Origin of the sequence: Caulobacter sp. B11 (assembly GCF_002737765.1) — a bacterium.
In the GTDB taxonomy this organism is placed as follows: domain Bacteria; phylum Pseudomonadota; class Alphaproteobacteria; order Caulobacterales; family Caulobacteraceae; genus Caulobacter.
The window spans coordinates 1-5,302 of the sequence record NZ_PEGG01000088.1 but is presented as its reverse complement, the minus strand read 5'-3'; the positions used below and the strand labels follow the sequence as shown (position 1 = coordinate 5,302).

General features: G+C 66.6%; 6 protein-coding genes and 1 pseudogene. All 7 read right to left on the bottom strand.

Annotated features, from left to right (window positions below; translation table 11 throughout):
• Positions 1-221 (bottom strand): annotated as a pseudogene (locus CSW58_RS05205) (guanylate kinase); the annotation flags it as partial.
• Entirely contained in the window at positions 211-1,092 is an 882-nt protein-coding gene (locus CSW58_RS05200; protein ID WP_099446577.1) for a YicC/YloC family endoribonuclease, read from the bottom strand. The pseudogene CSW58_RS05205 and the gene CSW58_RS05200, both read right to left, overlap by 11 nt.
• Positions 1,093-1,094: 2 nt before the next feature.
• On the bottom strand, positions 1,095-2,099 hold the full coding sequence (mltG, locus tag CSW58_RS05195) for an endolytic transglycosylase MltG (protein ID WP_369825080.1): 1,005 nt from the start codon (positions 2,097-2,099) through the stop codon (positions 1,095-1,097).
• Positions 2,100-2,176: 77 nt separating this feature from the next.
• Positions 2,177-3,457, bottom strand: a complete 1,281-nt coding sequence (gene fabF, locus CSW58_RS05190; RefSeq protein ID WP_099446575.1) for a beta-ketoacyl-ACP synthase II — start codon at positions 3,455-3,457, stop codon at positions 2,177-2,179.
• Between the two features lie 172 nt (positions 3,458-3,629).
• Complete coding sequence (locus CSW58_RS05185) at positions 3,630-3,869, bottom strand: acyl carrier protein (protein ID WP_007672577.1); 240 nt, start codon at positions 3,867-3,869, stop codon at positions 3,630-3,632.
• A gap of 139 nt (positions 3,870-4,008) precedes the next feature.
• Positions 4,009-4,749 carry a 3-oxoacyl-[acyl-carrier-protein] reductase gene (gene fabG / locus CSW58_RS05180; protein WP_099446574.1) on the bottom strand — a complete coding sequence of 247 codons (741 nt, stop codon included), beginning with the start codon at positions 4,747-4,749 and terminating at the stop codon, positions 4,009-4,011.
• Between the two features lie 23 nt (positions 4,750-4,772).
• Positions 4,773-5,302 (bottom strand): ACP S-malonyltransferase (locus CSW58_RS05175; protein ID WP_143755084.1); only part of this gene is annotated, 530 nt, incomplete at its 5' end.

Here is a 5,302-nt window from a genome sequence, read left to right as displayed (position 1 = left end):
ACCATGACCTCGAAGTCGCCGCGGCTCACGAAATGATAGTCGCGCCCCTCGTGCTCGCCGGGACGGGGCTCGCGGGTGGTGGCGCTGATCGACAGATGCAGGTCGCCGTGATCGGCGACGAGCCGGCGGGTCAGCGACGTCTTTCCGACGCCCGACGGCGCCACGACCATCAGCAGAAGGCCGCGGGTCCGGTGCTCGGCCTTGGCTGCTTTACTCAACATTCTGAACCTGTTCCCGGAATTGCTCGATCGTGGCCTTTAGCTCTAGGCCGTGCGCGGTCAGCGCTGTGAGCGCGGATTTGCTGCAGAGGGTGTTGGCTTCTCGCATGAACTCCTGAGACAGGAAATCCAGCCGGCGGCCCGCGGCGACGTCCGAGGCCAGCAGGGCCCGCGCCGCGGCGACATGACTCGACAGCCGGTCCAACTCCTCGCGCACATCGGCCTTGACCGCCAGGGCGGCCGCCTCTTGCACGATGCGCTCCGCCGGAGCCGCCTCGCCCAGCAGATCGCTCAGCTTGCGAACGAAACGGTCGCGCAGCACGGCGGGCTGGCCGCGAGCTTCGTCTTCAGCCTGGGCGGTGAGGTCCTCAATGCGGACGACCAGGGCGGCGAGAATGGGCGCCAGCGCGGCGCCCTCCTCCTGGCGCGCGCCCCTCAGGTCGTCCAGCGCCTGGGCCAGGCTGACGAGCATCGCCGCCTCGACCGCCGCGCGATCTTCCTCAGCCTCGTCTTCTTCGCGAACCTCAATGACGCCGCGCAGGGCCAACAGGCCATCCAGCGTGGGCTTTGCGACCATGCCGGTCGCCACATAGGGGCCGCCGGCCATCAGATATCGTTCAAGCACCTCGATATTGACCTGGGTGGCCCCACTGGTCTCCAGCCGCTTGGCCTGCAGATTGACGGTCAGCTGGCCGCGCTGAAAGCGGGCCTGCGCGCCGTCGCGGGCGGCCTTGTCGAGGGCGTCGAAGCCGGGCGGGCCCCGGAATCTGGTCTCAAGATTGCGGCCGTTGACGCTGCGCGCCTCGACCGCCCACGACCAAGCCCCGTGCGCGCCCTCGACCCGGGCAAAGCCGGTCATACCCGACAAGGCCATGATCAGCCCCCGCTGAGGGCCGGCGCCGCCGCCGGGGTCGGAGCCGCCGCGCGACGCTCGACCTGCCGCCACTTGGCGACATTGCGCAGATGGTCGTCATAGGTCTTGGCGAAGACGTGCCCGCCGCTGCCATCCGCCACGAAATAGAGTTCATCGGTCTTGGGCGGATCCAGGACCGCCGCCAACGCGGCGCGCCCAGGATTGGCGATCGGCGTGGGGGGCAATCCGTCAATCTGGTAGGTGTTGTAGGGCGTCTGGCGCTGCAGTTCGGACAGCAGGATCCCGCGCCCTAGCGGGCGCCCCCGTGTCAGCCCGTAGATGATGGTCGGGTCGCTCCCCAGGCGGATGCCGCTGCGCAGCCGATTGACGAACACGGCGGCGACCCGCGGCCTTTCGCTGGCCAGGCCGGTTTCCTTCTCCACGATCGAGGCCAGGGTCACCGCCTCTTCCTTGGTGTCGAACGGCAGTCCCGGCTGACGCTTGGCCCACAGGGCGTCAAGAATCTTGTCACGGTCGTCCATCATGCGCTGCAAAACCGCCGATCGGTCCTCGCCGCGTTCGACCTGATAGGTCTCTGGGAGAACCGAACCCTCGGGCGGGGTTGGCGCAGAACCGGTCAACACCGTCGAGCGGTTGAGGATATCGATCACCATGTCCGAGGTCATGCCCTCGGGGATCGTCACCTGGTGACGCACAACCTTGCCGTCACGAATCGCCGCCATGACCCTCGACAGCGAGGCCCTGGAGGGAAACTCGTACTCTCCGGCCTTGAGCTTGCGGGCCGAGCCGGTCAGTTGGGCCGCGGTGAGAAACAGCGACGAGGAGCGTATCGCACCGCTTCTCTGCAGGGTTTGGGCGATCTCGGGAAGGCTTGAGCCACGGCGAAGCACAACCGTGGTGTAGTCACCGGTCTTGGCGGCCGGACCTGAGCCCTGATAGAGCCATAGGGCCCCCAGGATCGCAGCCATGCCCACGACGGCGAGGGTGGTGACCCCTCCCAGCGCCATGGCGATCAGACGCCGAAGACCCGAGGCCGTTTCCCCCCGTCGGGACGCCGGCCGACGCTGCGGACGAGGCGGCTTGCTCACGAGATCTTGCGGAATACGACCGAGGCGTTGGTGCCGCCAAAGCCGAAGCTGTTGGAAACCGCGACATCGATCTTCATCGGCACGGCCTTGTGTGGCGCGAGGTTCATCTCGGTCTCGACATCGGGATTGTCGAGATTGATGGTCGGCGGCGCGATCTGGTCGCGGATCGCGAGGATCGAGAAGATCCCCTCGATGGCCCCGGCCGCGCCGAGCAGGTGACCAGTCATCGACTTTGTCGAGGACATCACCACGTTCTTGGCGTGATCGCCCAGCAGGCGGCCGACCGCGCCGGCCTCGATGCCGTCAGCCATGGTCGAGGTGCCGTGAGCGTTGACATAGTCGACGTCCGAGGGCTCGAGCCCCGCGTCCTTCAGGGCCGCCTTCATGGCGCGGAAACCGCCGTCGCCGTCCTCGACGGGTGCGGTGATGTGATAGGCGTCGCCCGACAGGCCGTAGCCGACCACCTCGGCATAGATCTTCGCGCCGCGGGCCTTGGCGTGCTCGTACTCTTCAAGAACCACCACGCCGGCGCCCTCGCCCATCACGAAGCCGCCGCGATCCTTGTCATAGGGGCGCGAGGCCTTCTCGGGGGTATCATTGAAATCGGTGGCCATGGCGCGGCAGGCGATGAAGCCGGCGATGCCGACCTTGCAGATCGCCGCCTCGGCACCGCCGGCGATCATCACGTCGGCGTCGCCGTACTTGATCAGCCGTGTGGCGTCGCCGATGGCGTGGGCGCCCGTGGCGCAGGCGGTGACCACCGCGTGGTTGGGGCCCTTGAAGCCGTAGCGAATCGAGACCTGGCCGGAGATCAGGTTGATCAGGGCCGAGGAGATGAAGAACGGGCTGACCTTGCGGGGGCCCTTCAGTTCCAGTTCGACCGCGGTGTCGGCGATGGTCGACAGGCCTCCGATGCCCGAGCCCAGCATCACGCCGGTGCGATAGCGGTCTTCCTCGGTCTCGGGAACCCAGCCTGAATCCTTGATCGCCTCGTCGGCGGCCGCGATGCCATAAAGAATGAAATCATCGACCCTGCGCTGGTCGCGCGGGCTCAGGGTCAGGTCGGGATTGAACGAACCCTCGACGTCGGGTCCACCGCCGCCGCGACCATCGACGCGCGGAACCTCGCACGCCACCTGGCAGGCATAATCCGTAGGATCGAAGGCGGTAATGCGGTTCGCGCCCGACTTCCCGGCTAGAATGTTCTTCCAGGACACATCAACGCCCTGGCCCAGAGGGGTCAGCAGGCCCAGCCCGGTGACGACGACTCTACGCATGGATCACTCCCAACCTGTCAGGCGTCGAAGATGGCGATGGGCGAGAAGCCTGCATAGCCGCAAACGGCGCGAATCTTGGCCACATACGAAAACCGCCGCGCGCACGAAGGCAAGAGCCCGTGCGCGCGGCGGTACTGGTCTTTGCGTTCGCGATCAGGCGAACCCGGCGCCCTTAGGCGCCGGTCTTTTCCGTAATGAACTTCACGGCGTCGCCGACCGTCTGGATATGTTCGGCGGCGTCGTCCGGAATTTCGATATCGAACTCTTCTTCGAACGCCATCACCAGCTCGACGTTGTCGAGGCTGTCGGCGCCCAGGTCGTCGATGAAGCTGGCCTTCTCCGTGACCTTCTCGGGATCGGCATCCAGATGCTCGATGACGATCTTACGCACGCGCTCGAGAATGTCGGACATTCTTTTTAGTCCCTCGTTATGAATCTGATCCCCCCGGGCGACTTGGCGAGCGCCTCACCGTCCACGGGAATTGTCGGGCAACCGCCTATCACGTTCCTTTTCAGGTGACCAGCGGCCCGCCTGCAAAGAAACTCGCGGTCTAGATCATCGCCATGCCGCCGTTCACATGCAAGGTCTGCCCCGTGACATAGGCGGCTTGATCGCTGGCCAGGTAGACGCAGGCGGCGGCGATATCGCTACCCTCGCCCAGGCGACCGGCCGGGATGTCGGACAGGATGCCCGCCTTCTGCGCATCGGTCAGGGAGTCGGTCATCGGACTGGCGATGAACCCGGGCGCCACGCAGTTTACGGTCACGTTTCGGCTGGCCAGTTCCTGGGCCAAGGCCTTGGAAAACCCGATCATTCCGGCCTTGGAGGCGGCATAGTTGGTCTGGCCCGCATTGCCCGTGACCCCCACCACCGAGGTGATGCCGATGATGCGGCCGGAGCGGCGCTTCATCATGCCCTTGGCTGCGGCGCGGGCCAGACGGAAATAGCCCTCAAGGTTGACCTTGATGACGGTTTCCCAGTCCTCGTCCTTCATCCGGACGATCAGGCCGTCGCGGGTGATCCCGGCGTTGGCGATCACGATATCGAGCGGCGCGCCGGCGGCTTCCTCAGCCTTGGCGACCAGACCATCCACAGCGGCGGCGTCCGACAGGTTGGCGGCCACGAACGAGACGCGCTCGCCGAACTGGGTCGCCAGGTCGCTCAGGGCCGATTCGCGGGTGCCCGAGAGCACGACATGGGCGCCCTGTTCGTGCAGAGCCTTGGCGATGGCGCCGCCGATGCCGCCCGTGGCGCCAGTGACGAGAGCGGTCTTGCCGGTGAGATCAAACATGGGGGTTCTCCGTACGACGGAAACTAGAGCGATTTTGCGAAGGCTTCGAGGTCGGCGGGGCTGTTGAGGGGCGTGGCCTCGGCGTCGGGGGCGATCCGCTTGGCCATGCCCGACAGCACCTTGCCGGCGCCGGCCTCGGCGAAGCGGGTGACACCGCCCTCGCCGGCCAGCCAGATCATGCTTTCGCGCCAGCGGACTCGGCCGGTGACCTGTTCGACCAGCAGGCCGCGGATGACATCGGGATCATGCACGGGACTGGCGGTGATATTGGCCACCAGCGGCGCGCGCGGCGCGATGATCGTGGTGCGGGCCAGGGCCTCGGCCATTTCCTCGGCCGCCGGGCGCATCAGCGGGCAGTGGAAGGGCGCGGAAACGTTCAGCGGAATCGCCCGCGCGCCCAGTTCCTTGGCCTTCTCGATGGCCTTGTCCACGGCGGCCTTGTCGCCTGAGATCACGACATTGCCGTTGTTGTTGTCATTGGCCACGACGCAGACCCCGACTTCCGAGCCGGCGGCGGCGGCGGCCTCGGCCAGGGCCAGGTCGGTCTTGGACG

What these genes read in the sequence shown, in the direction of transcription:
- CSW58_RS05200 (WP_099446577.1), bottom strand. Translation starts at nt 1,092, where the DNA reads ATGGCCTTGTCGGGTATGACCGGCTTTGCCCGGGTCGAGGGCGCGCAC.
- mltG (WP_369825080.1), bottom strand. Translation starts at nt 2,099, where the DNA reads ATGGCGCTGGGAGGGGTCACCACCCTCGCCGTCGTGGGCATGGCTGCG.
- fabF (WP_099446575.1), bottom strand. Translation starts at nt 3,457, where the DNA reads ATGCGTAGAGTCGTCGTCACCGGGCTGGGCCTGCTGACCCCTCTGGGC.
- CSW58_RS05185 (WP_007672577.1), bottom strand. Translation starts at nt 3,869, where the DNA reads ATGTCCGACATTCTCGAGCGCGTGCGTAAGATCGTCATCGAGCATCTG.
- fabG (WP_099446574.1), bottom strand. Translation starts at nt 4,749, where the DNA reads ATGTTTGATCTCACCGGCAAGACCGCTCTCGTCACTGGCGCCACGGGC.